The organism is Bifidobacterium sp. LH_426, from assembly GCF_056356875.1.
In genome coordinates this window covers 231,938-257,980 of the sequence record NZ_JBKEVB010000001.1, presented here as the reverse complement: position 1 = coordinate 257,980, position 26,043 = coordinate 231,938, and the positions used below count along the sequence as shown (strand labels likewise).

General features: G+C 67.1%; 24 protein-coding genes. 9 read left to right on the top strand and 15 right to left on the bottom strand.

Annotated features, from left to right (window positions below; genetic code table 11):
• Positions 1–20: 20 nt before the first annotated feature.
• The 5 genes from AC1AYD_RS01065 to AC1AYD_RS01045 form a co-directional block, all read right to left on the bottom strand.
• On the bottom strand, positions 21–254 hold the full coding sequence (locus AC1AYD_RS01065; protein ID WP_476531868.1) for a DUF3046 domain-containing protein: 234 nt from the start codon (positions 252–254) through the stop codon (positions 21–23).
• A 4-nt stretch (positions 255–258) separates the two neighbouring features.
• Positions 259–774: a helix-turn-helix domain-containing protein gene (locus AC1AYD_RS01060; RefSeq protein ID WP_476544548.1), complete on the bottom strand. Its 516-nt coding sequence runs from the start codon at positions 772–774 to the stop codon at positions 259–261.
• A gap of 93 nt (positions 775–867) precedes the next feature.
• Positions 868–1,464 carry a CinA family protein gene (locus AC1AYD_RS01055; RefSeq protein ID WP_476544547.1) on the bottom strand — a complete coding sequence of 199 codons (597 nt, stop codon included), beginning with the start codon at positions 1,462–1,464 and terminating at the stop codon, positions 868–870.
• A gap of 1 nt (position 1,465) precedes the next feature.
• A complete protein-coding gene (gene pgsA / locus AC1AYD_RS01050; RefSeq protein ID WP_476531864.1) occupies positions 1,466–2,110 on the bottom strand; it encodes a CDP-diacylglycerol--glycerol-3-phosphate 3-phosphatidyltransferase in 645 nt (214 codons plus the stop codon).
• Between the two features lie 141 nt (positions 2,111–2,251).
• Positions 2,252–5,080: an FtsK/SpoIIIE family DNA translocase gene (locus tag AC1AYD_RS01045; RefSeq protein ID WP_476544546.1), complete on the bottom strand. Its 2,829-nt coding sequence runs from the start codon at positions 5,078–5,080 to the stop codon at positions 2,252–2,254.
• 125 nt (positions 5,081–5,205) lie between these two features.
• Between AC1AYD_RS01045 and AC1AYD_RS01040 the strand changes: the two genes are divergently transcribed.
• Positions 5,206–5,997, top strand: a complete 792-nt coding sequence (locus tag AC1AYD_RS01040; protein WP_476544545.1) for a Fic/DOC family protein — start codon at positions 5,206–5,208, stop codon at positions 5,995–5,997.
• 83 nt (positions 5,998–6,080) lie between these two features.
• On the opposite strand, the gene miaA is transcribed toward AC1AYD_RS01040, so the two are convergent.
• Together miaA and miaB are read right to left on the bottom strand one after the other, a co-directional pair.
• Positions 6,081–7,121: a tRNA (adenosine(37)-N6)-dimethylallyltransferase MiaA gene (gene miaA, locus AC1AYD_RS01035; protein WP_476544544.1), complete on the bottom strand. Its 1,041-nt coding sequence runs from the start codon at positions 7,119–7,121 to the stop codon at positions 6,081–6,083.
• On the bottom strand, positions 7,108–8,556 hold the full coding sequence (gene miaB / locus AC1AYD_RS01030) for a tRNA (N6-isopentenyl adenosine(37)-C2)-methylthiotransferase MiaB (RefSeq protein ID WP_476502026.1): 1,449 nt from the start codon (positions 8,554–8,556) through the stop codon (positions 7,108–7,110). Before miaB ends, miaA begins: the two co-directional genes overlap by 14 nt.
• Positions 8,557–8,724: 168 nt before the next feature.
• Here miaB and AC1AYD_RS01025 point away from each other — a divergent pair, with 168 nt between their 5' ends.
• A complete protein-coding gene (locus tag AC1AYD_RS01025; protein WP_476502027.1) occupies positions 8,725–9,465 on the top strand; it encodes a GTP pyrophosphokinase in 741 nt (246 codons plus the stop codon).
• Positions 9,466–9,490: 25 nt separating this feature from the next.
• On the opposite strand, the gene AC1AYD_RS01020 is transcribed toward AC1AYD_RS01025, so the two are convergent.
• From AC1AYD_RS01020 to AC1AYD_RS01010, 3 genes are all read right to left on the bottom strand, one after another.
• On the bottom strand, positions 9,491–10,435 hold the full coding sequence (locus AC1AYD_RS01020) for a DMT family transporter (protein WP_476544631.1): 945 nt from the start codon (positions 10,433–10,435) through the stop codon (positions 9,491–9,493).
• 180 nt (positions 10,436–10,615) lie between these two features.
• Positions 10,616–11,530, bottom strand: a complete 915-nt coding sequence (locus AC1AYD_RS01015; RefSeq protein WP_476501888.1) for a Bax inhibitor-1/YccA family protein — start codon at positions 11,528–11,530, stop codon at positions 10,616–10,618.
• A 96-nt stretch (positions 11,531–11,626) separates the two neighbouring features.
• Positions 11,627–11,764: a hypothetical protein gene (locus tag AC1AYD_RS01010; RefSeq protein WP_476501889.1), complete on the bottom strand. Its 138-nt coding sequence runs from the start codon at positions 11,762–11,764 to the stop codon at positions 11,627–11,629.
• A gap of 211 nt (positions 11,765–11,975) precedes the next feature.
• On the opposite strand from AC1AYD_RS01010, the gene AC1AYD_RS01005 reads away from it, so the two are divergent.
• Both AC1AYD_RS01005 and AC1AYD_RS01000 read left to right on the top strand, forming a co-directional pair.
• The gene (locus AC1AYD_RS01005; protein ID WP_476502029.1) at positions 11,976–12,659 is read left to right on the top strand and encodes a response regulator transcription factor; all 684 of its coding nucleotides are present in this window, start codon (positions 11,976–11,978) and stop codon (positions 12,657–12,659) included.
• A 218-nt stretch (positions 12,660–12,877) separates the two neighbouring features.
• On the top strand, positions 12,878–14,986 hold the full coding sequence (locus tag AC1AYD_RS01000) for a GmrSD restriction endonuclease domain-containing protein (RefSeq protein WP_476501890.1): 2,109 nt from the start codon (positions 12,878–12,880) through the stop codon (positions 14,984–14,986).
• A gap of 117 nt (positions 14,987–15,103) precedes the next feature.
• Here the strand turns inward: AC1AYD_RS01000 and acnA are convergent, their stop codons facing one another.
• Together acnA and AC1AYD_RS00990 are read right to left on the bottom strand one after the other, a co-directional pair.
• Positions 15,104–17,806: an aconitate hydratase AcnA gene (gene acnA, locus AC1AYD_RS00995; RefSeq protein ID WP_476501891.1), complete on the bottom strand. Its 2,703-nt coding sequence runs from the start codon at positions 17,804–17,806 to the stop codon at positions 15,104–15,106.
• 139 nt (positions 17,807–17,945) lie between these two features.
• Complete coding sequence (locus AC1AYD_RS00990; protein ID WP_476501892.1) at positions 17,946–20,558, bottom strand: HAD-IC family P-type ATPase; 2,613 nt, start codon at positions 20,556–20,558, stop codon at positions 17,946–17,948.
• Positions 20,559–20,683: 125 nt separating this feature from the next.
• Between AC1AYD_RS00990 and AC1AYD_RS00985 the strand changes: the two genes are divergently transcribed.
• From AC1AYD_RS00985 to AC1AYD_RS00965, 5 genes are all read left to right on the top strand, one after another.
• Positions 20,684–21,511 (top strand): aldo/keto reductase, encoded by an 828-nt coding sequence (locus tag AC1AYD_RS00985; protein WP_476501893.1) that lies wholly within the window; start codon positions 20,684–20,686, stop codon positions 21,509–21,511.
• 203 nt (positions 21,512–21,714) lie between these two features.
• Positions 21,715–22,323 (top strand): hypothetical protein, encoded by a 609-nt coding sequence (locus tag AC1AYD_RS00980; protein ID WP_476501894.1) that lies wholly within the window; start codon positions 21,715–21,717, stop codon positions 22,321–22,323.
• 151 nt (positions 22,324–22,474) lie between these two features.
• Complete coding sequence (locus AC1AYD_RS00975) at positions 22,475–22,783, top strand: DUF7724 family protein (RefSeq protein ID WP_476544543.1); 309 nt, start codon at positions 22,475–22,477, stop codon at positions 22,781–22,783.
• A complete protein-coding gene (locus AC1AYD_RS00970; RefSeq protein ID WP_034530146.1) occupies positions 22,776–23,009 on the top strand; it encodes a DUF7723 family protein in 234 nt (77 codons plus the stop codon). The genes AC1AYD_RS00975 and AC1AYD_RS00970 overlap by 8 nt, the downstream gene beginning before the upstream one ends.
• A complete protein-coding gene (locus tag AC1AYD_RS00965; protein ID WP_476544542.1) occupies positions 23,002–23,283 on the top strand; it encodes a DUF4160 domain-containing protein in 282 nt (93 codons plus the stop codon). The genes AC1AYD_RS00970 and AC1AYD_RS00965 overlap by 8 nt, the downstream gene beginning before the upstream one ends.
• A 60-nt stretch (positions 23,284–23,343) precedes the next feature.
• Here the strand turns inward: AC1AYD_RS00965 and AC1AYD_RS00960 are convergent, their stop codons facing one another.
• The 3 genes from AC1AYD_RS00960 to AC1AYD_RS00950 form a co-directional block, all read right to left on the bottom strand.
• Complete coding sequence (locus AC1AYD_RS00960; protein WP_476501896.1) at positions 23,344–23,604, bottom strand: hypothetical protein; 261 nt, start codon at positions 23,602–23,604, stop codon at positions 23,344–23,346.
• Positions 23,605–24,068: 464 nt separating this feature from the next.
• A complete protein-coding gene (locus tag AC1AYD_RS00955) occupies positions 24,069–24,722 on the bottom strand; it encodes a type 1 periplasmic-binding domain-containing protein (protein WP_476501897.1) in 654 nt (217 codons plus the stop codon).
• A complete protein-coding gene (locus AC1AYD_RS00950) occupies positions 24,719–25,990 on the bottom strand; it encodes a class I SAM-dependent RNA methyltransferase (RefSeq protein WP_476501898.1) in 1,272 nt (423 codons plus the stop codon). Before AC1AYD_RS00950 ends, AC1AYD_RS00955 begins: the two co-directional genes overlap by 4 nt.
• Positions 25,991–26,043: the final 53 nt, after the last annotated feature.

The following is a 26,043-nucleotide window of genomic DNA, read 5'->3' as shown; positions in this document are numbered from 1 at the left end:
GCGATACGCGACCGCCGGTCTCACCGCGCGGGCATCGGCGGCGCGTTATGATCACGTCCCCAACGTTCGGAGTCGGGAACCCCCATCTGGTCGCACAGCACGTTCCACACCACACGGGGCTCCTCCCCCGCGTCCAACGCCTCGACGACGGTCATGTTCGCCAACCGCGGCAGCTGCTGGTCATGGGAGAGCGCCCGGCCGTAGCTCCGGCCGAACACCTCCTCGAGCAGCTGCCAGAACTCGCGTTCCCTCACCGGCTCAGGCTCCGATCATGTCGAGGCGGTCGGCGACCATGCGCAGCAGCTGCGCGGTGCTCACGCCGAGCGCCTCGGCGATGGAGCTGAGCAGCTCGGAGCTGGCCTCCTTCTGGCCGCGCTCCACCTCGGACAGGTAGCCGAGCGACACGCCGGCCTTCTCGCTGACCTCGCGCAGCGTCTTGTGGTCGCGCGTGCGCAGGTCGCGCAGCACACGGCCGATGGCCTCGCGCAACGTCAGCTCGGCCGGTTCACGTTCGGCTTCGCGCCTGGCGTCGGCCTGGACCGCGGCGCGAGCCGGGCGCTCCTCGCCGTCGGCCTCCTCCCACATGCGGCGGCGGGCCTCCTCGGCCTCGGCCTTGGCCTTCTTCGCGGCGCGCGCCTGGATCATCTGCTGCTGGGCGAACATGACGGCGCGGCGCTGCGCGGGCGTGAGCTCGCGCATGCGGGCGGCGCCGGGGCGGACCATCGCCGCGGTGGGGTTCATCGTCGTCTGTTCGGTTCGCGTCATCGTCTCCATGTTCCCATCCCTTTCCTACGGGGTCTCATATCGCTCGATATCACTTCCAACAGCCCGACGGCACGGACTATTCCCAGAGCGAAGCGGGAAACTTCAGAAAGTTGATGTGAACTGGCTCACGTTTTGCAGGACGCGCAGCACGGTACGCTCCCGAATCTGCTGCCTGGTGCCGTCGAGCCGCAGTTCGACGGCGACGGTGCGGCGGCCGTGGTCGTCGGTCGCGTCGAGACGGACCGTGCCGATCGGCGTTTCCGCCCCGATCCACGTCTCCCGCGGATCCGGCGCGAGAGCCGCCGCCGTCGCCGGGAGCGACACGCCGATGTAGACGAGGCCGGCGGGCTTGTCGCCGTCCGGACCGGGCCCGGCGACGCCGGTGGTGGCGAGACCGATCACCGTGTCGCCGTCCTCCGGCTGCGCGTACAGACGCGCCGTGGCGAGGGCCATCTGGCGCGCGACCTCCGGGTGCACGGCGCCTTCACGGGCGAGCAACGCACGGTCGACGCCGAGGATGGACGCCTTCGCACGGATGTCGTAGGTGACCGCCGAGCCGAGGAAGACGGCGGAGGCGCCGGGGATGCGCACGAACGCGTCGGCGAGCAGCCCGGCGGTCAGCGATTCGGCGCATGCGATCCTCAGGCCGCGCGTCTCGCAGGTCCTGAGGATCGCCGCGGCGAACGTGTCGCGCTGCACGTCAGCGCTTCCTCGATCCGATGAACGTGTTGTAGAGGTACACGCCGCCGGAGTAGAGGCACAGGACGAGGGCCACGTAGAGCAGCGCGTAGGTGAGGAAGTAGTAGGCGCTCAACCACATCGGCATGGCCTGCCCCTCGTCGAACACCCACAGCGGCAGCAGCAGCATGGCCAGGCCGATGCACTGGAAGAGGGTCTTGAGCTTGCCGGGCCATGCGGCGGCGATCACCTTGCCGCCGGGGCGTTCCATCACGAAGAAGCGCATCACGGTGATGCCGATCTCGCGCACGAGGAACAGGATGGTAGCCCACCACGGGAATTCGGCGAACACGGAGGCGACGACGAGTGTGCCGCAGGTGAGCAGCTTGTCGGCGATCGGATCCATGAGCTTGCCGAGCTCGGTCACCTGGTCGTACTTCCTGGCCATCCATCCGTCGAGCTTATCGGTGGAGGCGGCGATGATGAAGATGATCGCCGCGGCCCAGCGCAGGGTCTGGTCGTCGCCGCCCCACGGGCCGGCCTTCACGTACAGCACAAGGAACACCACGACAAGCACGATGCGCGAGTAGGTGACGAGGTTCGGCGGGGCGTTCCATCCGTCCAGCAGTGACGGCTTCTTGTTTTCTACGATCTGTTCGTCGGTCATGGTCTTCACGTTACCCTCACTGCTCTACCTCGGGAAGGGAACGGTCTGACGGATTCCTGTAGGAATCCCAAGAGGCCGTCCCGTTCTTCCATCTTCCCGTCTTCCCGTCGCGTCGCGCCCGCGCCCGCGCCGGCGGAACCGTCACGCCTGAGTCGCGCCCGCCGATTGCGGTGCGGGGCCATCGCCGCGGATGAACGCGAGCACCGTCTGCAGGTCCTGCGGCTGGACGAGCACCTGACGCGCCTTCGAGCCTTCGGAGGGTCCGACCACGCCACGCGACTCGAGCAGGTCCATGAGACGTCCGGCCTTCGCGAAGCCGACGCGGAGCTTGCGCTGGAGCATCGACGTGGAGCCGAACTGCGTGGTGACGACGAGCTCGGCGGCCTGCAGCAGCACGTCCATGTCGTCGCCGATCTCCTCGTCCGGCTCGTTGCCCTTCTTCTCCGCCTCCTTGGCCATCTGCTCGATGTCCTCGCGGTATTTCGGCTTGCGCTGGGTGCGCACGAACTCGACGGCCTTGCGGATCTCCGATTCGGACACCCACGAGCCCTGCACGCGCTTCGGCTTCGCCTCGCCCATCGGCAGGAACAGGGCGTCGCCCTGGCCGATCAGCGTCTCGGCGCCGGTCGTGTCGAGGATGACGCGCGAATCGGTGGCCGAGGAGGTGGCGAACGCGAGCCGGGACGGGATGTTCGCCTTGATGAGGCCGGTGACCACGTCGACGGACGGGCGCTGCGTGGCGAGCACGAGGTGCACGCCGGCGGCTCGCGCCAGCTGCGTGATGCGCTGGATCGAGCTTTCCACGTCGTTCTTGGCGACCATCATCAGATCGGCCATCTCGTCGACGACCACGAGGATGTACGGGTAGGGCGCGACCTTGCGGTTCGAGCCGGCGGGCGCGTGCACCTGTCCGGCGCGCACCGCCTTGTTGAAGTCCTTGACGTGGCGGAATCCGAAGTATTCGAGGTCCGAGTAGCGGGCGTCCATCTCCTTGACGACCCATTCGAGCGCCTGCGCGGCCTTCTTCGGATCGGTGATGATCGGCGTGAGCAGGTGCGGGATGCCCGCGTACGCGGACAGTTCCACGCGTTTCGGGTCGACCATGATGAGCCGCACCTGATCGGGCGTCGCGCGCATGATGATCGACGTGAGCATCGAGTTGATGAAGCTCGACTTGCCGGAGCCGGTGGCGCCGGCGACCAGCAGGTGCGGCATCTTCGTGAGGTCAGCGGTGACGAACTTGCCCTCCACGTCCTTGCCGATGCCGGTGAGCATCGGATTCGGGTCGGCGAGCGCGCCCTGCGAGCGCAGCACGTCGCCCAGGTGCACGATCTCGCGGTCCTCGTTCGGGATCTCGATGCCGATGGCGGATTTGCCGGGGATCGGCGAGAGGATGCGCACGTCGGAGCTGGCGACCGCGTAGGCGATGTTGCGCTGGAGGTTGGTGACCTTCTCGACCTTGACGCCCGGCGAGAGCTCCACCTCGTACTGGGTGACGGACGGGCCGCGCAGGAAGCCGACGACCTTCGCATCGACCTTGAACTGCTGGAACGTGGAGGTCAGGGCCCGGATCACGCGGTCGTTGGCGGGGGTGCGGGCCGCATGCGGCTTGCCTTTGACGAGCAGGTCGAGGTCCGGCAGGCGGTACGGCGGCTCGGCCGTTTCGACCGCCTCTCCGGCCCCGGTCCCGGCTCCCCCGTTCGCGTCGCCGGTGTCGACGATCTCGCCGGAGACCGGATCGACGTGCGGTTCGGACGGGACGGAGGCCTTGGGAACGGCGGGGGTCACGTCCTGTTCGCCGGTGTCGGCGCCGTAGGCGCCCGTGCCGGCTCCCATCGCCACGGTGGCGGGCTGCGCCGTATGCGCGGGCACCACGTCGGCCGCGGGCGCGCCGGCGGGCAGGTCCGCGGCGGCACCCATCACGGTGGTCGCGTCGTCGGCGGCGGAGGCGATCGGTGCCCACGGGTCGGCGTAGGTGGGCGAGACGGCGGGCAGGTCGAGCGAATCCGGTGCGATGACGGTGGTCTCGGCGGCGTCGCCGTGATGCTTCGCGGCGACGCGGAACGGATCGTCGGCGTCGTACCGGTCGAGCGACGGGTCGTCGCCGGAACGACGTCGCGAGAACAGGCGCGACAGCCATCCGAACGCGCCGGAGCCGCCGCGCGACGCGGCGTCGTCCGTCCCGTCCTCGCCGTCGTGCGCGGGCACGCCGTCGGCGAACGCGATGGTGCCGTCGCCGACGCGCACCTCGTTCGGGAAGTCGTCGTCGCGTTTCTCGTCGTCGGCGGAACGCCCCTGGACGCGCGCGACGATGCGGCGGCACAGTCCGGGCAGATCGGTGACATGCAGACCCGAGATGAGCAGGAGCGAGAACAGGCCGACGATGACGAACACGACGATGGCGAACGCCCGAGAAAGGCCCCAGGCGAGCGGCGACCCCAGCGCGTAGCCGATGAGGCCGCCCGCGTTCTGGATCGCGGTCCAGTCGAATCCGGGCGTGCCGGCGGCGAGCGCTACGTCGATGATCGAGCAGACCGACCACAGAAGCATCACCCATCCGGTCATGACGCGCGGATTGCCGGACCCCCGGCCGGAGTTGCGCATCAGCCGGAACGCCACGAGGAACAGCAGGATGGGCAGCATGACGCTCATCACGCCGAACACGCCAGACGCGAGGGCATGCAGGAGACGGCCGAACGGCCCCTGGACGCGGAACCATTCCGACGCGCAGAACAGCACGCCGAACACGAGCAGCGCGAAGCACAGACCGTCACGGCGGTATGCGGGGTCGAACTCGCCCACGCCGGACACGGAACGGACCGCGGAGCCCAGCGCGCGCGGCACGGCGAGCATCGCGCGCCGCCACCACGGTTCGTCCATGTAGTCCCCCTCGTTCACCGGATCCATGCGACGGGTCCGCCCGTCGTTCGCGCCGGAACCGGCGCCTCTGCTTCCTCGTGTCTTTGCCATAGCGCACTCCAATGTAGCGAATCGCTCGTACCGTGGCGCGCATGCCGCGCGAATCATCGTCAATTCCCCATAACGGCGGACGAGGGAACGCCCCGGCGCATGCGTCGTGGTTTATCATGGGTTGCATGACTCCAGCCGAACGTGCGAGCGCAGTCGCATTTGCACTGAAGAACTGCGCGTTGGATTCGATGAAGCCGGGCGATGCGACGATGCGCGCCGCGGCCGACTATGAGGCGGGCCGAATCGACGTGGGCGCCCTCATCGACGCGGCGGACGGCGAGACGTCCCATGTGGTGGGCGCCTCGCGGCTTGCGGACGGTTCGCTCGACGACCATGCGCGCGACCATGCGGCATCCGTGTTCGCCCGCACCGTGCTGCTGGTCGAGCGCCCGTGGCGGCCGACCGGCGACCTCGACGAGCTGACCGCCATCCACAAAGGGCTGTTCGAGGGCGTGTTCGACGACGCGGGCCGTCTGCGCACGTCGGACACGTCGCGTGGCGTGACGAACGACACGGCGCTCGCCCGCAACCCGGAGGCGTTCTTCCCGGCCGGTCTGATCGAGACGGGGGCGCTCAACATCGCCACCGAGCTGGCGGAGCGGCGCAACCTGCAGGCGTTGGACCGCGGCGAGTTCACGCATCGTCTCGCCCACGTGTACGACGAGCTCGGCTACCTGCACCCGTTCCGCGGCGGCAACGCGATGACGCTGCGCATGTTCGCCTCGCGTCTCGCACACGACGCCGGTTGGGACCTCGACTGGGGCCCGGTGACGCGCGAGGCGTACAAGGCGACGAAGCATGCGGCCTACCGCGGCGACACGTCCGGCTTCGAGCGCATGTTCGCCGCGATCGTGCGTCCGGCGAATCCGACGCGCGTGTTCCTCATCGCCGGGTTCGAGCAGGGCCCCGCGCACTGACGGCTTCCGGCGGGCCGACCCGCATCGACGAGGCCCCGGAACGTCCGCACGGGGGGCGTTCCGGGGCCTCGTCGCGTCCGCGGTCAGGCGATGTCGCCGAGATGATGCTGGACGTATTCGTCGGCGTGCGCGTCGATCGCGTCGTAGTCGCCGGCGTCGGCGTGCGCGATGACCGCCATCGCGTTGTCGACGAGCCGCGGGTTCAGCGCCTCGAGCCAGTGGATGCGCGGGTCACGGCCGAACCATCCCATCTGCTTGCGGGCGAGACGGCGCGTCTTCTGCGCGATGTCCGCCCAGGCGTCCTCCTCCTCGTCCCACATGCCGTCGAGCAGGTCGATCATCTGCTGGTAGCCGAGCGCGCGGCCGGCGGTGAAGCCCAGATGCGGGCGCAGGCGGCGCACCTCGTCGAGGAAGCCGTCCTCGCGCATCCTCGCGGTGCGGATGCCGATGCGCCGATCGAGTTCGCGACGGTCCAAGTCGAGGCCGATCTGCACGGACGGGATCACGTAGCGGTAGCGCGGCAGGCTCGCCGAATACGGCCTGCCGGTCAGTTCGATGACCTCGAGCGCGCGGATCGTGCGGCGCGGGTTACGCGGGTCCATGCGCGCGGCGGCCTGCGGATCCTTCGCCTTGAGCTCCTCGAACAGCGCGGTCGCGCCCTCCGTCCTCTCGCGCTCCTCGAGTCGTGCGCGAATCGCCGGATCGGTGCCGGGGAACGAGATGTCGTCGATGGCGGCGCGCGCGTAGAGGCCGGAGCCACCGACGAGGATCGGGCGCACGCCGCGCGCCTTGAGGTCGGCGATCGTGTCGCGCGCGAGCTTCTGGAAGCGCGCGACGGTCATCGTGTCATCCGGGTCGATGATGTCGATGAGATGGTGCGGCACGCGCGCCTGCTCCTCCTTCGTCGCCTTCGCGGTGCCGACGTCCATGCCGCGGTACATCTGGTAGGCGTCCGCGTTGACGATTTCGGCCTTCTGCCCCGCCGCGGCGAGGCGTTCGGCGATGGCGATGCCGAGGCCGGTCTTGCCGGAGGCGGTGGGACCGACGATCGAGACGACGCGCGGCTCGGCGGCCGGCGTTCCGTTCCCGGCGGAGGAGGCCGAAGACGCTTCAGTGGCGGACATGGTAGGTCTGCCCCTTCCTCGGATCCGGGTCGGCGATGAGGTTGTGGCGTCCCGCATGCGTGACGGTCGCGGTCACGAAGTCGCCGATCCGCGGCGTCGGCTCGCCCTCCGGCACGCCGATGTGGACGAGCACGCCGGTCTTCTCGCGTCCGGTGACGCGGTGCGTGTCCGAATCCTTCTTGCCCTGCTGACCGGTGACCATCACCTCGACGTCGCGTCCCTCGAACGTGGCGAGGTTCTCCTCGGTGATCTGCTCCTGCAGCGCGACGAGACGCTCGAACCGCTCCTGGACGACGTCGTGCGGCAGCTGCTCCATGGCTGCGGCCGGCGTGCCCGGGCGCGGCGAGTAGATGAACATGAACGCGGACGAGAAACGGGCCTCGCGCATCACGTCGAGCGTGGCCTGGAAGTCCTCCTCCGTCTCGCCGGGGAAGCCGACGATCACGTCGGTGGAGATCTGCGCGTCGGGCATGGCGGCGCGGATGCGGCCGAGGATGTCGAGGAACCTGGCGGAACGGTAGGATCGGCGCATCGCCTTGAGGATGCGGTCGGAGCCGGACTGGAGCGGGAAGTGCAGCTGGTGCATCACGTTCGGGGTCTCGGCCATCGCGGCGATCACATCGTCGGTGAACGCGGCCGGGTGGGGCGAGGTGAAGCGCACGCGCTCCAATCCCTCGATCTCGCCGCAGGCGCGCAGCAGCTTGCTGAACGCGTACCGGTCGCCGATGCCATAGCCGAACGAGTTCACGTTCTGACCGAGCAGCGTGATCTCCTTCGCGCCGCCGGCGACGCAACGGCGGATCTCGTCGAGGATGTCGCCGGGGCGGCGGTCGCGCTCCCTGCCGCGCGTGGTGGGCACGATGCAGAACGTGCACGTGTTGTTGCAGCCGACGGAGATCGCCACCCACGAGCTCACGCGGGAGGCGCGGGCGGCGGGCAGGTCGCTCGGCATGTGCTCGAGCGCGTCGGTCACCTCGACCTGCGGCTTGCCGGTGGCGCGGTTCTGGTCGAGCAGGCGCGGCAGCGAGTCGAGGTTCTTCGTGCCGAACACGGCGGACACCCACGGGGCCTTGTCGGCGATCTTCCGCCTGTCGATTTGCGCCATGCAGCCGCCGACCGCGATCTGCAGATTCGGACGGTGGAGTTTGACGCGGTTGTACCGGCCGACCGTGCCGTACATCTTCTCGGTGGCGTTCTCACGCACCGCGCACGTGTTGAGCACGATCAGGTCGAGGTCGCGCGAGGCGACCTGCTCCTCGGTGGCGGGCACGTAGCCGTCCGCCTCGAGCACGCCGGCGATGCGCTCCGAATCGTGCACGTTCATCTGGCAGCCGAGCGTGTCGATATGGAACACGCCCTTGCCGCGCCGGCCGGCGATGGCGGCCGCGTCGGCGGTCTCGACGTCGTACGAGGCGCGCTCCGCCTCGGTCATCATGTCTTCATTCACAGCGTTCCATTCTATGGGACGGCCGGGTCACGGCATGTCCCGTACGTGGTATGCGACGCGGCGGGAGCGCGGGGCGGCACGGCGGATGGTGCCGGAGGGACGTTCGTGAGGAGATTTCCTGCAGACGTCCAGGTCGGCGCGGCACCCGCGACTATAATCATTCGCGTGATACTTGACCGTCATTCCCGATTGAGCACCTCCGACCTCAAAGCCCGGTTGAAGGGACTGAACCTGTCGGACAGCGTCTTCGACGCCGACCAGATCACCGAATTCGTCGATCTCATGCAGGTGTACGAAGGCGCGATGTACGAGATCTCGACGAAACTGGAGATCCTCGACAACGAGTTCCAGGTGCGGTTCGCGCACGATCCGATCCACCACATGGAACGGCGCCTCAAATCGGTGGGATCGATCATCGGCAAACTGGAACGCAAGGGACTGCCGATCGCCGTCGATTCAATCAAGGACAACCTGTTCGACGTTGCCGGCATCCGCGTGATCTGCAACTACCGTGACGACGTGTATTCGGTGTCGAACTACCTGTCCGCCCAGTCGGACATCCAGGTGCTGCGCGTCAAGGACTACATCAAACGTCCCAAGCAGAACGGCTACCGTTCCCTGCACGTGATCTACGCGGTGCCCGTGTTCCTCTCGTCGGGCGCGCACTACACGCCGGTGGAGGTGCAGTTCCGCACCATCGCCATGGACTATTGGGCGAGCCTCGAACACGCGCTGCGCTACAAGGCGGACCTGCCGGACGCGAAACTCAGCGAACATTCGCAAACGCTGCTCGACTGCGCGCGGTCCCTCCAGAACATCGAGGTGCAGATGCAGAACATCCACCGCGACATCAACGGCGCGCCGGTGGTCGAGCAGACGCCGAAGACCTCGGACTGAGTCGGGCGGGACCGGATGTCGCGGGCTAGCCGCGACGCATCCACTTCGGCAGTCTCGCGGGCGTCTGGGCGAACATGGTGCCGAGGAAGATGAGCGCGCAGCCGAGGTAGCCGCGTGGGGTCATCACCTCGCCGAGGAAGATCACCCCGCCCACGGCGGAGAAGAACGATTCGAGGCTCATGAGCAGGCTGGCTTGCGTGGGCGGCACCCACTGCTGGCCGATGACCTGCAGCGTGTAGGCGATGCCCACCGAGCCGATGCCCGCGTAGACGATCGGCTCCCATGCGGCCGCGGCTCCCGCCCAGTCGATGGAGCCTTCCGCGGCGGAGCCGATCCAGCTGAGCACGGCGGTCGTGCAGAACTGGATGAACGACAGGTCGATCGCGTCGACCTTGGCGCCGAGTTCGTCGATGACGAGGATGTGCGCGGCGAACAGGAGCGCGGTGAACAGGAGCAGCAGGTCGGCGAGGCCAATCGAACCGAACCCGTCGGTGATGCACAGGCAGTAGAATCCGGCGACGGCGAGCATAACGGCCACGCCGACGAGGACGCCGATGCGGCGGCGGAGGAACACGAAGGCGAGCAGCGGCACCATCACGATGTACAGGGCCGTGAGGAATCCGGCGCGGCCGGCGGATTTGCCGTAGAGGATGCCGTACTGCTGGAGGGTGCTCGCGGTGAACAGCACGACACCACAGATGGCGCCGACGATGAGCGGGGTGGCGAGCGCGCGGCGGAACGGCGGCTTCGCCGTCCGAGACGCTTGGGAATCCGGTCCGGCATCGACGTCGGCTGTCTCAGCGGTCCTGCCTCTACGCCCATGCCGCACGAGCAGGATGGGGACGAGGGAGACCGCGCCGAGCGTGAAGCGCGTGGCGTTGAAGAACAGCGGGGTGACCGCGTCCATGCCCTGCACCTGCGCGACGAACGCGAGCCCCCAGATGAGCGCGCATGCGGTCAGGCACAGCATGCCGATGATGTCCTGTCGTCCCTGTGTTCCCGTTCTTCCCATAGGGATTCAACCTACCGTGCGCGTGCACGGATATGGGAAGGCCCGACCACATGATGGTCGGGCCTTCCGATGATTCGTGATGCCGCCCTTGCGGCCGATCGGCGGCGGCCTGGGCGGGTGGTTCCCCGCGTTTTCCTATCAGTCCCTGCTGCCGAACAGCTGGAGGATGTAGAGGAACATGTTCACGAAGTCGAGGTACAGGTTGAGGGCGCACAGGATGGAGATCTTCTTGATCATCTCCGGCCCCTGCGCCTCATACGCCTTGAACAGGGCCCTCGTGGACTGCGCGTCGTACATGGTCATGCCGGCGAAGATGACGAGGCCGATGGCGCACACGAGCCGGGTCATGCCGCTCACGCCGGGGATGAACGCGAGCACCAGCTGGGTGATGATGAGGACGACGAGCGCCACCATGAGAATCGGCCCGAACTTGAGCATGTCGAACTTCGTGGTGAGGCTGAACATGGTCAGGGCGAGGAAGAACGCGGCGGTGACGCCGAGCGCGACGCCGATCTGGCCGAGGTCGTACACCCAGAAGATGGAGCTCAGGGTGAAGCCCATGAGCGCGGCGTACACGTAGAACATGGCGCGGGCTCCACCGACGCTCATCTTCGTGATGCGCATGCCGAGCACGACGGCCATGCCGACCTGGACGACGCACAGGCCGATCAGGCCGATCACGCCGGTGGCGGCGAGGAAGTAGTAGTAGGCGCCGGTGATCTGCGCGAGCACGGCGACCAGGGCGGTCACGACGAGGCCGATGGTCATCTCGCCGTACGCCTTGGTGACGGAGACGCGTTCCGCCTGTTCATAGGAGTAGGCGACCTGGCCGTTGACGGTGGCCGCGGCGCCGCCCTGCCCCGCGTACGCGTACTGGGGCTGGCCGTACTGCGACTGACCGTACTGGGGCGGCATCTGCTGGCTGTACTGGTTGTATCCGGCGTTCTGCTGGCCCGCGTACTGATACTGCGGCGCGCCGTAGCCGGTGTTCAACGTGTTGTTGCCCTGCGGCTCGTAGTTGGGATTGGGCTGGGGCTGCTGACCGAATGTCATGTTCGCTCCTTCTCGTTATCGACGGTTCCCATCCTACGCGGCCAACTTGGCGTTGTCTGGGAATTTCAGCCCACAGCCCGACCCGGCCCATCCGCGTCAGAACAGCGGCACGGTGCAGAAGGCGCTGCCGGCGGCCCCGGTCGCCTCCTTGGCGTCCTTCTCCTCGCCGTTGACGATGACCTTGCAGGTGACCTTCTGGTCGTTGCCGCCCATGACGTCGCCTGTGACGCTCACACCGGTGAGGTCCTTGGTCTCGTCGCCGGTGAAGGTCTTCGACCAGGAGCCGGAGAACTGCTCGGTGTTGCTCGATCCGCTCTTCGTCCAGATGACGGTGCCGTCGCCGGTGGCGGTGGCCTGCAGCTCGATGGTCTTCCCGGCCTTTCGCTCCGACGACGCGTCGCCGTCCGTCTTCGCGGAGTCCCCGCTCTGCGTCCTCCGGCTTGTCGTGGTCGACGACGCGGAATCTCCGGCGCGGGTAATCGTCGTGGACGACGATTCGATGATCTGTCAGGCGATGTCGCTGATCCTCACCGACTATTCCGACGGCCGCATCATCATGTCGTCCACGGCGACGAGCGGCGCCGACGCGGTGCGGCAGGCGGCCGAGGAACATCCGGACGTGGTGCTCATGGACATCGCCATGCCCGACATGGACGGCATCGAGGCCACGCGTCGGCTCCGGGCGCTCCCCCGGCCGCCCCACGTGCTGATGCTCACTTCGCTGAGCCCGTCGAACACCGTTGAACGCGCCGTGGAGGCCGGCGCGGAGGGGTTCGTGTCGAAGACGGACTCCCCCGGCGACATCATCCGGCGCGTGCTCGGCGTATGCGCCGACGCGCCGCAGTTCAACCCGGCGAGCCAACGTCAGCTCATCAGCGGACTGCACGCCCAGCGGCCGACGTCCCGGCGCGACGAGGCCCGCGCCATGCTCGACGCGCTGCCCGAACGCGAGCGCGAGGCGGTGGTCCTCGCCGCCGAGGGGTTCACGAACGCGCAGATCGCCGCACGCATGTTCATCTCGGAACGCACCGCGAAGGCGCACCTGTCGAACGCCGCGGACAAGCTCTCGATGGGGCGCGTGCAGATGGCGCGTCTCGTGGAACGCGCCGACCTGCCGGTGCGCCCGTAGCCGCCCGCGGCCACCGACCATGGCCACATCCCGGCGGATCACCCGGCGGATCATGCGGGGCAAGTCGGATCATGTGAGGCAAGTCGCAACATCCCCGGCTCGCGATGGCCGCCGGACACGCCGCACACTGCTAGGCTGTTACGTGACAAAAACGCATAGGGTCGTCACGCTCCGCTGCGGTTCGCGGGGCCGGCCGAAGACGCCGGAAGGAACATGACATGGGTATCAACGCCAAGGAACTGCCGCTGGGTGATGTGTTCACGCCGGACTACCGGTTGTTCATACCCTCGTTCCAGCGCGCCTACATCTGGAAGCCCGAGAACATCCTGCAGCTGGTGAACGATCTGCTGGAGGCGTGCAAGACGCCGGAGACGCCCTACTTCCTCGGCTCGCTCATCCTGGTGCGCGAGGGCGGCCCCCGCTACGAGGTGATCGACGGCCAGCAGCGTCTCGTCTCCCTGTCGATCATCATCGCCGCGCTGCGCGACCTGGAACGCGACCCCGAGTGGATGACCCTGCTCGACCATCTCATCGTCGATCCGGGCGACAAGCTGCGCGGCATCGTCAACGAGCCGCGGCTCACGCTGCGCGAACGGGATGCCGCGTTCTTCCGCGAATACGTGCAGGAAGGCAATCTGGAGGCGCTGTTCGATCTGGGCGACGAGGACTGGACGACCGCGGCGCAACGCAACATCACGCGCAACACGAAACGCGTCTACGACGAGCTGTCCTCACTGGGCGAGGAGGAGCGTCGCGCGTTCGCCTCGTACATGGTCAAGATGGTCACGCTGGTCATCGTCACCACCGACGACCTGGACGGCGCGCACCGCATCTTCGACGTGATGAACATGCGCGGACTGCCGCTCACCGCGTCCGACGTGTTCAAGGCGCGCGCCACGTCCGCGCTGAAGCCGGCGGAGATGGACGCGTACGCCGCGCGTTGGGACGACATCATGGACCCGCTCGGCGACGACCCGCAGTCCACCGAGGAGTTCTTCGCGACGCTGCACATGGTCCTCACGCACAAGCATTCCACCGACAAGCTCATCGAGGAGTTCCTCGCCGACGTGCTGCAGCCGCGCATCGACGCGGGCGACGTGCCCGCGTTCATCGACGGGACGCTCGCCCCCTATGCGGCTGCATGGCAGGTCATCGCCCACGCGCCCGACACCGTGCTGCCCGACGAGGTGAAATCACGGCTCGAGGCGTTGAACGACTACCGCAATCATGAGTGGAAGGCCGTCGCCATGTGGACGCTCGTCCACTCGTATCGCCATCTCGGCTCCCCCGACGTGTCGCCGTTCGCGTCGCGCGCCGGCCGCGCGGCACGAGCGAACGCGACGGTGAAGACGCTCGGCGGCCATGATGCGCACCGCCTCAATGAAGTGCTCGCCGCGCTGGAACGCATCACCGGCGTCGACACGTTGAACCGCGTGGACTCGTTCACGCGTCGCGGCCACATGACGGCCGCGATCCGCGACCTCGACAAGGGGTATCCGACGAATCTGGTGCGCGGTCTGGCCGTCAGGGCCGACGACCGCACCGGCGCGCTGATCCGGCTGCACAGCGAGATGCAGGGCGACGACGAGCTGATTCGCCTGCTGCTCATCCGCGCGAACGAGCAGGCCGCGGGCGCGCACCTGACGCGCCCGCGCCGTCTGAGCGCGCTGGCGGTCATGCCGTTGGACATCGAACGCTCCGCGTCGTTCGCGAACTGGTCGCAGGACGACCACGATTACTGGATGTACCGTCTCGGCAACATGGCGCTCGCCCAGGGCGCTCCCGACCAGCTCGACCGCATGGGCGAGTACATGCAGCGCCGCGACCGGATCCTCATGCGCGCCGACTCGCGCAGGTTCCCGCTGACCGACGGGCTGAAGGACTTCAACGAGTGCACGCCGGCGATGCTCAAACACCGTCAGGAGGAGACGATCCGCCTCATCGCCGACTACTGGCAGATCCGCTACGACGAGAACCACACGGATCTGACCAGCCAGGACAACGACGCGCTCGCCCAGGCCACGGCGGCCAAGCCGTCGCACGGATCGCGGCGGGTGACCATCCGTCAGGTCGTCAAGGCCGGGCTGCTCATCCCCGGCGAGAGGCTCGTCTGGGAGCGTCCGCGCAAGGGCGAACGCTGGTATGCGACCGTGACCGAGACCGGCAAATTCCGTCTCGACGACGGTTCCGAGCACGCCTCCCCCACGGCTGCGGCGAAGGCGGCGGCAGGCGGCAAGGCGAGCGGCGGCCTGGACGTGTGGAAGCGCACGTCGGACGGCATGAAACTGTCGGAGATCTGGAAGAAGTACCGCCAGCAGGCCGGCTGACGCGCGGCACGCGCCGGGAAACGGTCAGTCGGGTAGTGCGATACGAGAGAAGGGGTCTGGAACACAACCGTTCCAGACCCCTTCTCTCGTTCCGCCTTGCGGCCGGCCATGCACCGACTACTTGCGCATGAGGTTCCTCAGCACGTACTGGAGGATGCCGCCGTTGCGGTAGTAGTCGGCCTCGCCGGGCGTGTCGATGCGCACGACCGCGTCGAATCCGACCGTCGAACCGTCGGCCTTCGTGGCGGTCACGTGCACGGTCTTCGGCGTGACGCCGGAGTTGAGCTCATCGACGCCGGCGATGTCGTAGGTCTCGGTGCCGTCGAGGCCGAGCGACGCGTAGGACTCGCCTTCGGGGAACTGGAGCGGCAGCACGCCCATACCGATGAGGTTCGAACGGTGGATGCGTTCGAAGCTTTCGGTGATGACGGCCTTCACGCCGAGCATCAGCGTGCCCTTCGCGGCCCAGTCGCGCGAGGAACCGGTGCCGTACTCCTTGCCGGCGAGCACGACGAGCGGCGTGCCCTCGGCCTTGTAGTTGAGGGACGCGTCGAAGATCGTGGACGGCTTGCCGGTGGTGAAGTCGTAGGTGTAGCCGCCGGGCGTGACCTCATTGCCCGTGGAGGCGAGCAGAAGGTTGCGCAGGCGGATGTTGCCGAACGTGCCGCGCACCATGATCTCGTGGTTGCCGCGGCGCGAACCGTAGGAGTTGAAGTTCTTCGGCTCCACGCCACGCTCGGTCAGGTACTTGCCGGCGGGGCTGGACGCCTTGAACGCGCCAGCCGGGGAGATGTGGTCGGTGGTGACGGAGTCGCCGAGCAGGGCGAGCACGCGCGCGCCGTGGATGTCGGACACGGGGGCGGGCTCGGCGCTCATGCCGTCGAAGAACGTCTGGCGACGCACGTACGTGGACTTCGGGTCCCATTGGAACAGTTCGCCCTCGGGCACGTCGAGGCCCTTCCAGCGATGGTCGCCCTCGAACACGGAGGCGTAGTCCTTGAGGAACATCTCGCGGCTGACCGTGCCGTTGACCACGGCGGCGACCTCCTCGTTGGTCGGCCAGATGTCCTTCAGATACACGTCGTCGCCGTCCGCGTCCTGGCCGAGCGGCTGCGACTCGAAGTCGAAGTCCATCGTGCCGGCGAGCGCATAGGCGATGACGAGCGGCGGCGAGGCGAGGTAGTTCATCTTGACGTCCGGGCTGATGCGGCCTTCGAAGTTGCGGTTGCCGGACAGCATGGCGGTGACGGTCATGTCGTTCGCGTTGATGGCCTCGCTGATCTCGGGCAGCAGCGGGCCGGAGTTGCCGATGCAGGTGGCGCAGCCGAAGCCGACGAGCTCGTAGCCGAGCGCGTCGAGGTCGTCCTGGAGGCCGGCGGCCTTCAGATAGTCGGCGACGACCTGCGAGCCGGGCGCGAGCGAGGTCTTCACCCACGGCTTCGGCTTCAGACCCTTGAGGTGCGCGTTGCGGGCGATGAGGCCGGCGGCGACCATGACGGACGGGTTGGAGGTGTTCGTGCAGCTGGTGATCGAGGCGATGGCCACGTCGCCGTTGCTGAGCTTGAAGTCGCCGCGGAAGTCGGTGGAGACGGGCACCGGCTCCTTGATGGTCTTCTCGGTCTCGTAGGCGGGCAGCGTCCTCTCGAACGTCTCCTTCGCCTCGGACAGGACGATGCGGTCCTGCGGGCGCTTCGGGCCGGCGATGGACGGCACGACGGTCCCGAGGTCGAGCTCCATGTATTCGGAGTACTTCGGCTCGACGTAGTCGGGGTCCTTGGCGTCGCCCCACAGCTTGTTGGCCTTCGCGTAGGCCTCGACGAGCGCGACCTGCTCGTCGGAACGGCCGGTCAGGCGCAGGTAGTCGAGCGTGACGTCGTCGATGGGGAAGATGCCGCAGGTGGAGCCGAATTCGGGGCTCATGTTGCCGATGGTGGCGCGGTTGGCGAGCGGCACTGAGGCGATGCCCTCTCCGTAGAATTCGACGAACTTGCCGACGACGCCGTGCTTGCGCAGCATGTCGGTGATGGTGAGCACCACGTCGGTGGCGGTCACGCCCTCGGGGATGGAGCCGGTGAGCTTGAAGCCGACGACGCGCGGCACGAGCATGGAGATCGGCTGGCCGAGCATGGCGGCCTCGGCCTCGATGCCGCCGACGCCCCAGCCGAGCACGCCGAGGCCGTTTTCGGTGGTGGTGTGCGAGTCGGTGCCGACGCACGAGTCGAGGTAGGCGAGCTCGCGGCCGCGCTCCCCCGCCTTGGTCATGACGACCTTGGCGAGGTATTCGATGTTGACCTGGTGGATGATGCCGGTTCCCGGCGGCACGACGCGGAAGTTGCGGAACGCCTGCTGGCCCCAGCGCAGGAACTGGTAGCGTTCGCCGTTGCGCTGGTATTCGATGTCCATGTTGAGTTCGACGGCGTTGGGCAGCGCGTACTTGTCGATCTGCACGGAATGGTCGATGACCATGTCGGACTGGACCTGCGGGTTGATGACCTCCGGGTCGCCGCCGAGGTTCTTCACGGCGTCGCGCATGGTGGCGAGGTCGACGATGCACGGCACGCCGGTGAAGTCCTGCATGACGACGCGGGAGGGGGTGAACTGGATCTCGTGGCTGGGTTCGGCGTCCGGATCCCAGTCGAGGAGCGCCTTGACGTGGTCGTCGGTGATGTTGGCGCCGTCGATGTTGCGCACCAGGTTCTCCACGAGCACCTTCAGCGAGTAGGGCAGGTGGTCGACGCCGTCGAGGTCGGCGATCTTGTAGTAGTCGAAATCCTTGCCGGCGGCGTGGAGCGTCGCCAGTTGGTCGTCACGTAGGGACATGCTTCCTCCGAATCATTGGACCGGCTTGATGTCGCCGATTATCCACTCGAAATGGTACGGGAACGTAACTTTCCCTCTGGCGTGTCGGCTTGAAACGTGAGACAATACGCCGCCCGCCGCGCACGTGCGGAGGGAACGCTCACTTTCCGTCGCGACGGTCCGCGCGACCGACGGGACGCGCGTCCGCCCGGTCTCCGGCGGCGCGTCCGAACAGCCTGCCGAGTGCCGTGCGCGACGCCCACGGCACCGCGGCGAGGCATACGGCGAACACGGCGGTCGCGCCGGCGAGCGCGATCAGCGTGGGCGCGACGAGCGCGCCGGTGGGGACGACGAGCGCGAAGAAGCGCGCGACGAACGGGATGAGCATGCCGATGACGCCGGCTGCGGCGAACACGGCGACGAGCGCGCCGCGCCAGCCGTTCAGGGGGCGTGCGACGCGGGCGAGCACGAACACGCCCATGACGAACAGGACGATCGCCTCGGTGGCGCGCAACGAGGCGAGGTCCGCCGCCGAGCCGGCCACGTCCCAGCCCATGATGCGCGGCAGCGTCCATGCGGTGATGAGCACGGACAGGGCGGTGGCGATGCCGCCGGGCAGCGCGAATCCGACGACGCGCTTCAGGAAGCCGGGGATGTAGCGGCGCGTGTTCGGCGCGAGCGCGAGGATGAAGGCCGGCATGCCGATGGTGAGCGCGCCGATGTAGGTGATGTGGCGCGGCAGGTACGGGTATGGGATCTGCGTGAGCACCACGCCGAGCGAGATGAGCGCCGAGTACACGGTCTTGACGAGGAACAGGCCGGCGACGCGTTCCATGTTGGCCATGACCTGCCGTCCGCGGGCGACCACGTCGGGCAGGTGGGAGAACTTCGAGTCGACGAGCACGACCTGGGCGACGGCCTTGGTGGCAGGCGCGGCGTTGCCCATCGCGATGCCGAGGTCCGCCTCCTTCAGGGCGAGCGCGTCGTTGACGCCGTCGCCGGTCATCGCGACCGTGTAGCCGCGCGCATGCAGCGCGTCGACGATGAACTTCTTCTGGTCGGGCAGAACGCGGCCGACCACGTCCACGTTTTCGAGGACGCGGCCGAGTTCGGCCGGATCGTCGGGCAGCAGACGCGCGTCCATGATGCGTGGATCCCGGTCGCCGGCGAGCCGCACCTTACGCGCGATCGCGCCGACGGTGACGGGATTGTCGCCGGAGATGACGCGGCATCGCACGCCCTGTTCGCGGAACCAGGCGAGCGTCGCTGCCGCGTCATCGCGCACCCGCTCCGAGCACACCACCAGCGCCACCGGCACCGCGCGCCGGTCGAGCGCGATTGCATCTTGGCTCCCTCTGACGAGGGAGCTGTCGGCGCCAGCCGACTGAGGGAGAGATCCCGGCAAGTCCCCGGACGCCGCGCCTTGGCCGTCTGCACGCGCCCGCGCGACGAGCAGCACGCGGCTGCCCTCCTTCGCGATCGTCTCGACCCGTTCCAGCAGCGCCGCGTGGTCGCCGTCCAACGCCGCCAACAGCACCTCCGGCGCCCCCAGATACCATGTCGCACCGCCCGCGACCGTCACCGCGCTCCACTTGCGCGACGACGAGAACGGCACACGTGCGACGACCTCGCCCGGCGCGTACCCACGCGCCCCAAGCCCGTCGAGCACGGCGCGGCCGGTCGCATTCGGCTGCTCCTCGTTCGCGAGATCGTAGAGCGCCTGCGTCGTCTCCTGCTCCCCGGACGTCGCATCGCCGCCATCGCCGCCCCGCAGCATGACCACCCGGTCGAGCGCGATGCCGCCGTCGGTGATCGTGCCGGTCTTGTCGAGGTTCAGGCAGTCGACGCGCGCCAGCGTCTCCACGGATTCCAGCTCCTGCACGAGCGTCTCGTGCCGTGCGAGGCGTATCGCGGCGACGGCGAAGTTGAGCGAGGTGAGCAGCACGAGTCCTTCGGGGATCATGCCGACGACACCGGCGACGGCGGAGACGACCGCCTGCCGCCACTGTCCGGTGGCGAACGCGACCGACCATCCGCCGACCGTGTGGATCTGGGAGATGATGAGCAGCACGCACAACGGCACGACGAGGAACGTCATGAACTTGAGGATCGTGTTGATGCCCCTGTTGAGGTCGGAGACGGTCTTCTTGTACACCTTGGCCTTCGCGGTGAGCGTGGCCGCATACGACCGCGCGCCGACGGCGGTGACGCGCGCGAGCGCCATTCCGGAGACGGCGGTGGAGCCGGAGTAGACGTCGTCGCCCTCATGCTTGCGGACGGTGCGCGATTCGCCGGTGAGCATCGACTCGTCGAGCTCCAATCCCCAGTCGCGGACGATCTCGGCGTCGGCGGGCACCTGTTCGCCGGAACGCACCCAGAGCAGGTCGTCCATGACGATGCCGTCATGCGGCACGGTCACGTCGCGTCCGTCACGGCGCACGAGATAGTCGGAAGCGACGAGGATGGAGAGCCTGTCGAGCGTGCGTTTCGCGCGCAGTTCGGTGACGATGCCGATGCCCGTGTTGATGATGATGACGAAGCCGAAGACCGCGTCCTTCCACGATCCGGTGGCGAGCACGAGAATCATCGCCGCGAGGATGATCCCGTTGAACAGCGTGAACACGTTGGCGCGCACGATGTCCTTCACCGAACGCGACGTGGAGTCCTTCACCCTGTTGACTGCCCCGGCCGTGACGCGTTCGCGTACCTCCGCGGCCGTGAGACCGGTCTCGTCCACGTCGTCGCCCACGCCAATCGCTGAATTCGCACTCATGCCCACTACCCTACCGTGCGTCGCTCCGTAGAATGGTTGCGTCAGCATCATTGCGGCATCATTGCGGCATCATTGCGGCATCATTGCGGCACCATTGCGGCATCATTGCGCGAGAAGGGAGCGTCATGGCTATCCAGTCGACGATCACATTGAACAACGGCACGGTCATCCCGCAGGTGGGATTGGGCGTGTTCCAGACGCCGGACGGCGACACGACGGTGAACGCGGTCACCGCGGCGCTCGAGGCCGGCTACCGTCACATCGACACGGCGAGGATCTACGGCAACGAGGAGTCCGTGGGCGAGGGCATCCGCCGTTCCGGCGTGCCGCGCGGGGACATCTTCCTCACGACGAAGCTGTGGAACGACGACATCCGCGCGCACCGCGCGAAGGACGCGTTCGCCGAGAGCCTCGACCGTCTCGGCGTCGACTACGTCGACCTGTATCTCATCCACTGGCCGGCCGACGGCTGGCGACAGGCGTGGAGCGACATGCAGGAGATCTACGCCTCCGGACGCGCGAAGGCGATCGGCGTGAGCAACTTCCAGCGCCATCATCTCGAGGAGCTGCTGGAGGACAGCGACGTGACGCCCGCGGCCGACCAGATCGAATCGTCTCCGCAGTTCGCGAACCAAGAGCTCGTCGACTTCGCGCACGGCCTCGGCATCGCGGTCGAGGCGTGGAGCCCGCTCGGCGGCACCGGCGGCACGCTGCTCGTCGACCCGCGTCTGGCCGAAATCGGCGCGAAGTACGGCAAGTCGCCGGCGCAGGTCGTCATCCGCTGGCACATCCAGCGCGGCGTGGTCGTCCTGCCGAAGTCCACGCACGCCGAACGCATCCGCCAGAACTTCGACGTGTTCGACTTCAACCTGACCGCCGCCGACATGGCCGCCGTCAGCGCCCTGGAGACCGGCCGCCGCAACGGCGCCGACCCGGATAATTTCGATTTCTGATTTAGGCTGAGTGGCATCTAAGCAATAAGCATCGGAATCGTCTTGCTTCCATCGTCCCGCGGAAACAAGACGATTCCAGCAAGCAACCGACACGTCCATCCCCACACATGTGACATTACCGAAACCGCTTTCTTCCGGTGGAATGGACATGGCGGCGACTCTGCCTGACTTCCGCCTTCGGACTCGCGCGCAATAATGGGCGTATGGAATCGGAATGGATTGACGGCGGCCGGGAACCGGCGCGGTCGGTGTGGGGCGGCGAGCAGTCGCATGGTGGTATGGCGGGCATGGCGATGTTCTTCGTCTGCCTTCTCGCCGTGGCGTTCGTCCCCGGATCGGGCGTCGGCATATGGATGGCGCGTATCGGCATCGTCATCATCGTTCCCGCGCTCGTCGCCGTCGTCTGGAACCGTATCGAACAACCGGAGACTCGCACGCCGGACATCCTCGTAGGAGTGGACGCGTCGACATTGCGCATCACCCTGTTCGCCACAGCGAAGAACCCGAACGACGAATACAGCCGGGACACGCATGCATTGACGAAACCGTCGACGATCCTGTGGACGCGCGGCACCCACGGTTCGTTCGATTGGCCCCTGCTCGATGGCAGTTCGCTGGCCATAGGCCGATTCGAGGTGGACGACACGCGCATACGTCTCACAGGAACCAGGCCCGTCGCGGACGACATCGCGACGTGTCTCGCACGGCGCGCGGATCTGTTCGACCAATTGTTCCCCCATCCGGCGGTCGCGATGGATCCGGACGGCCAATGGATCGCATTCGACCCCGATGGCAGGCTCCTTCGAGGTTGATGGGTCTCAGTTCAACGCGTTCCACGCGCACGCTTTTCCGTGGCAGCCCCCTTCACGTCCCAGGCAGAAAACGGCACAAGCCTACGCCGCCTATAATCGAAAACGACACGGAACCGCTTTCGCGGCAGGTACCGGAAGGAGGAAATCGACCATGTGCGCACCACCTGCATGCAATCTGGAACCGGGAAACGATACGGCGTATCTCAGTACGGAGAACGGCTTCACCGTGTTCGAATATGGCGGTCACCGCATACGCTTCCGGGCCCCCTACTCACTGGAACGATACACGGATATCAAACAATGGGATGATGACGGATATCTGGTCGTAGAAGCGAAATACAAGCACAATGCCCTGCCCGAGGAAGAATACATCGATTTGGGGCCTATCCTTACGAATCTTTACATCGACGCCGCCCGTTTTCTCAAGCCGATCAAGAAAGTGAGGATATCCCATGCCTGATATCGCGGCAATCGCCAGCACTGCGGGAATGATCGTCAATGGCTATGCATTCACCAACGCCGAAGACGGACATGTCAAAGTCCTGAACCTCAACAGCCCCGACTCGGCCATCGTACTCGATCGTGGCGGCAACATACTCGAAACCAGTATGGACGACATGGAAGCAGGCATCGTCCAGGAGTATTACCGGAACAACCGGGAATTCCTAGAGGAGGAACATGCCTAAGTACTTCCAATTCATGGTCGCCGGATACTATCTGTACTTCACTTCATTCTGTGTTATCGAATGCATGCATGTACACGCCAGCGACACCAAACTTACCGAATCCGGTTCAGCGAAGTTCTTCGTAAAAGCCAACGGCGACACCACTTTGGAACGCCAAGGCAGACTCACCGCGAAAGAGATCTCCATCATTCAGAAGTTCATCAAGAAGAACTATCGGGAGATGTATCTCAAGTGGAAGGAGTACAGCACCGAGGACTTCTATGGACGTTCCTGAGTTCCATAGCCAAGTATTCGGGGCGTATTCCGTTTTCATTCTTTCCTTTATGCAGGAGCTCTACCAACGTTCCAGCATGTGCTGCATGACGCCGTTCTTCACGGCGTCTTTGAAATGGCCGATGTGAGCTCCCCGCAGCACGTACGCCTCATCGTCGGAGCCGTCGTCGTAACGCTCCAGCTCCTCCTGCATGACGGTGCCGATCACCTCGGCGAATTCGACGAACGTCATGGCCTGATCCAAATCAATGCCGAGCGCGGCGTACGCGCGAATCACATCAGGGTCGACGCCCGCATCGAACATCCTCGCGGCGACACTCATAACGCACTCCTCCTATCGGCTTGCGACCGACATCACACCGTCATCACCCTCACCCTGGCACACCCGAAAGAACACGGAGATGCGCACACAAGTCGGACCCATCATATCGATGTGATGTCTGCGTCGTCGATGTGCCATTGGTGTCGCTTGGGAGCGGTGCTTGGCACGGAAACGACGCTCGGGAGGCCGCTGGCGTCGGAAGCGCGCCAAGGATGGCACAACCCTGACTCTGACGGGGCATGAGCGTTGGCGGCCTGCCAAACTTGGCGCGGAAACGACGCTGGAAGAGCTCTTAGCGTCGGGAGTGCGCTATGGGTGGCACGGAAACGACGCTTGGAGGATGCCCGGCGCCGGTTCCGCGCCAAGCATGGCACGGAACCGACGTGGAATGGCAAGAGCCAAGAGGAATGGCAGTCGGGCGGCACGCATGTGATGCGCAGCCTGGCCGTCCGACTCCCCTACCCCTACCGAACCGTGCTGACGGTGATCCGGCGGGCGTGGGGTTCGTCGTTGAGGATGGTCATGGCGGCATCGTCGATCGGGATGGCGTCGGCGGCGCGGTCGTTGATGGTGAGCGTGGCGGCGTAGAGACGCTCGTCGGCGGGCGCATGCACGGGCGAGAGCAACGCGACGGGGATGCCGGCGTCGCGGGCGTCGCGCAACGCGGAGTTCCAGCCGTCCGCGTCGGCCGTGACGTCGATGTCGGCGATGATGATGAGGTTCACGACGCGCGAGACCATGTCGCGCACGCCCTGCTGGGCGCGGGCGGCGGCCGCCGCGGAATCATCGGAACCGGACCCAGCGGAGGAACTGGAAGACCCAGAGGAATCCCCGGAATCCTTCACCGACACGTACACGGCCTCCAATCCGGCGTCGGCGAACGCGTCCAACACCACCGAATCGGCGGCGGCCGTGGCGGAGCCGACGACGCCGATCACCGCGTCGTCGCGTACCGTGCCGACGTGCGCGATGGACGGCGTGTGGCCCTGCGTGTCGCCGACCGCGGTGCCGCGAGGCGCGCACGCGGCCGGCACCAGCAGCGCCACGGCGCACAACGAGCATACGACGGCACGAACCGTCTGGATCACCGTATGCCGCAAGGCGGCACCCCCCGTCACGCGGCGTCCCCTCCGCGGCGGAACAGTGCCACGGTCTCGACGTGGTGGGTCATCGGGTAGATGTCGTAGGCGCGCACGTCGGCGAGCTCGTAGCCGAGGCCGCGCAGCGTGCCCGTGTCGCGCGCGAGCGACGTCGGATCGCATGCGATGTAGATGATGGAGCGTGCGCCCGCCTCGGCCATCTGACGACACACCTTGGCGCGGGCGCCGGCGCGCGGCGGGTCGAGCACGATGAAGTCGGGCTTCGCGAGATGCGCGGGCACGTGCGCGAGCGTGCGCGCGACGTCGCCGCAACGCGCATCCACGTCCGCGAGGTCCATGCGGCGCAGGTTGCGCTGCTGGCTTTTGACCGCGTCGCGGCCGCCTTCGACGCTGAACATGCGCGTGCGCGGGGTGACGAGCGTCGCCAGCGGCAGCGTGAACAGTCCGGAGCCGGAGTAGAGGTCCCAGATGACGGCGTCGTCGCGACCGTCGAGTTCGCGGCGCGCCAGGTCGATCACATGGTTCGCAAGCGCGACGGGCGCCTCGCGGTGCACCTGCCAGAATCCGTTCGCGTCGACCTCGTAGGTGAACGTGGTGCCGGCGACCGTGACCTGCTCGTTGAGCACACGCGAACCGGCGGTCAGTTCGCCGTCGACGAGGATCGCGTGATTGTCGCGGATGGCGACGCCTCCGCGCGGTTCGGGCACGGCGAGTCGGATCTGCGAGCCGGGTTCGAAGCCGCCGTCCCACACGTGCCGCCCGGCGGCCACGTCGAGCAGGGTCGTCGTGGCGAGGGGCATCGTGTCGAGGGGGACGCGCACGTGCGTGCCGCGGCGGCGCATCGACGGACGGCCATCCTCGTCGGCGATCATCTCGATGCGCGTGCGCCAGTGGAAGCCGCCGAGCGCCTCGTCGCCGTCCTCACGTTCGATGGGCACGGCCACGTCGATATGGCCGAGCCGGCTCAGCTGTTCGGAGACGGTGACCGCCTTCCACGTGAGCTGGCCGGGCAGGGAGACGTGCACGAGGTCGGCGCCGCCGACGCCGCCGCCCATGGCGAGCGGGCCGGCGAGCGGCCATGCGGGCGGGACGCGGTCGTCGCTCGGTTCGATGACCTCGACGACCTCGCCGGTCCAGAACCGGTCGTCGCGGTCGTGCGGCTCGTCGAGCGCGATGCGGACATGCTCGCCGGGCAGGGCGAAACGGACGAACACGACGCGTCCGTCGATGTGGGCGACGCAGCGGCCCTGGTCGGCGTAGCGTTCGATGCGGACTTCGGCTTCCATGGGTTCCTTTTCGGTGTGTCTTCTTCGGCTGTGTCTTCGGTTTTTCGATACCT

Excerpts from the sequence above, each read along its gene's own strand:
- AC1AYD_RS01060 (WP_476544548.1), bottom strand. The coding sequence starts at position 774 with ATGGAGACGATGACGCGAACCGAACAGACGACGATGAACCCCACCGCG.
- pgsA (WP_476531864.1), bottom strand. The coding sequence starts at position 2,110 with ATGACCGACGAACAGATCGTAGAAAACAAGAAGCCGTCACTGCTGGAC.
- AC1AYD_RS01045 (WP_476544546.1), bottom strand. The coding sequence starts at position 5,080 with ATGGCAAAGACACGAGGAAGCAGAGGCGCCGGTTCCGGCGCGAACGAC.
- AC1AYD_RS01040 (WP_476544545.1), top strand. The coding sequence starts at position 5,206 with ATGACTCCAGCCGAACGTGCGAGCGCAGTCGCATTTGCACTGAAGAAC.
- miaA (WP_476544544.1), bottom strand. The coding sequence starts at position 7,121 with ATGTCCGCCACTGAAGCGTCTTCGGCCTCCTCCGCCGGGAACGGAACG.
- miaB (WP_476502026.1), bottom strand. The coding sequence starts at position 8,556 with ATGATGACCGAGGCGGAGCGCGCCTCGTACGACGTCGAGACCGCCGAC.
- AC1AYD_RS01020 (WP_476544631.1), bottom strand. The coding sequence starts at position 10,435 with ATGCTGTGCCTGACCGCATGCGCGCTCATCTGGGGGCTCGCGTTCGTC.
- AC1AYD_RS01015 (WP_476501888.1), bottom strand. The coding sequence starts at position 11,530 with ATGACATTCGGTCAGCAGCCCCAGCCCAATCCCAACTACGAGCCGCAG.
- AC1AYD_RS01000 (WP_476501890.1), top strand. The coding sequence starts at position 12,878 with ATGGGTATCAACGCCAAGGAACTGCCGCTGGGTGATGTGTTCACGCCG.
- acnA (WP_476501891.1), bottom strand. The coding sequence starts at position 17,806 with ATGTCCCTACGTGACGACCAACTGGCGACGCTCCACGCCGCCGGCAAG.
- AC1AYD_RS00990 (WP_476501892.1), bottom strand. The coding sequence starts at position 20,558 with ATGAGTGCGAATTCAGCGATTGGCGTGGGCGACGACGTGGACGAGACC.
- AC1AYD_RS00985 (WP_476501893.1), top strand. The coding sequence starts at position 20,684 with ATGGCTATCCAGTCGACGATCACATTGAACAACGGCACGGTCATCCCG.
- AC1AYD_RS00980 (WP_476501894.1), top strand. The coding sequence starts at position 21,715 with ATGGAATCGGAATGGATTGACGGCGGCCGGGAACCGGCGCGGTCGGTG.
- AC1AYD_RS00975 (WP_476544543.1), top strand. The coding sequence starts at position 22,475 with ATGTGCGCACCACCTGCATGCAATCTGGAACCGGGAAACGATACGGCG.
- AC1AYD_RS00970 (WP_034530146.1), top strand. The coding sequence starts at position 22,776 with ATGCCTGATATCGCGGCAATCGCCAGCACTGCGGGAATGATCGTCAAT.
- AC1AYD_RS00965 (WP_476544542.1), top strand. The coding sequence starts at position 23,002 with ATGCCTAAGTACTTCCAATTCATGGTCGCCGGATACTATCTGTACTTC.
- AC1AYD_RS00960 (WP_476501896.1), bottom strand. The coding sequence starts at position 23,604 with ATGAGTGTCGCCGCGAGGATGTTCGATGCGGGCGTCGACCCTGATGTG.
- AC1AYD_RS00950 (WP_476501898.1), bottom strand. The coding sequence starts at position 25,990 with ATGGAAGCCGAAGTCCGCATCGAACGCTACGCCGACCAGGGCCGCTGC.